1 protein-coding gene is annotated in these 947 nt (G+C 69.5%); it reads left to right on the top strand.

The window, feature by feature from the left end; translation table 11 throughout:
• Positions 1 to 100: 100 nt before the first annotated feature.
• Positions 101 to 947 (top strand): IS481 family transposase (locus ICC28_RS39990; protein WP_188293787.1); only part of this gene is annotated, 847 nt, incomplete at its 3' end.

Below are 947 nucleotides of genomic sequence, written 5' to 3'. Positions count from 1 at the left end.
TGTATTGATCACGAGCGTTGTTAACGCTGGGCGGGCTTGATCATGGCGAAGGCCTCCGTGTGTGGTGGAGGTGTCGAATCTTCACCGCACGGAGGCCTTCGTGTCCCACCGTAATGCCCGGCTGACCGTTCACGGCAGGCGACTGCTGATCGACCGCGTCCGCTCCGGCCGTCCCGTCGCGCACGTCGCCGCGGAGATGGGCATCTCCCGCCCCACAGCCCACAAGTGGATCCGCCGCTGGCGGGCCGAGGGCGACAGCGGGCTCTTCGACCGCTCCAGCCGCCCACGCACAACACCTCACCGAACCACTGCCGCAACCGAAGCCCATGTCTGCCGGCTGCGGCAGGACCGCAAGCTCGGCCCGGCCCGCATCGGCCCGATCCTGGGTCTGCCCGCCTCGACCGTGCACCGGATCCTGACCCGGCACGGCCTGAACCGGCTGGCCCACCTGGACCGGCCCACCGGCCAGCCGATCCGCCGCTACGAACGCGACCGGCCCGGCGAACTCGTCCACGTCGACGTCAAGAAACTCGGCCGGATCCCCGACGGCGGCGGCCACAAAGTCCTGGGCCGCCAGGCCGGCCGCGCCCGCCGCAACAGCATGGGCTACGACTACATCCATTCCGCCGTCGACGACCACAGCCGCCTGGCCTACAGCGAGATCCACGACGACGAGAAGGCCACCACCTGCGCAGACTTCCTGCGCCGGGCCGCCGCATACTTCGCCGCCCGCGGCATCACCCGCATCGAACGGGTCCTGACCGACAACGCCTGGCCCTACCGCAAGAGCTTCGCCTGGCGGCAGGCACTCGCCGACCTCGATGCGGCCGGCAAACTCACCCGCGCCTACCGGCCGCAGACCAACGGCAAGGTCGAACGCTTCAACCGCACCCTGCTCGACGAATGGGCCTATCTGCGGCCCTACAACAGCAACACCGAACGCAGCG

This window comes from Streptomyces sp. TRM68416, from assembly GCF_014596915.1.
In the GTDB taxonomy this organism is placed as follows: Bacteria; Actinomycetota; Actinomycetes; order Streptomycetales; family Streptomycetaceae; genus Streptomyces.
The sequence above is the reverse complement of the archived record's forward strand: the minus strand, read 5'-3'. Positions and strand labels throughout refer to the sequence as shown.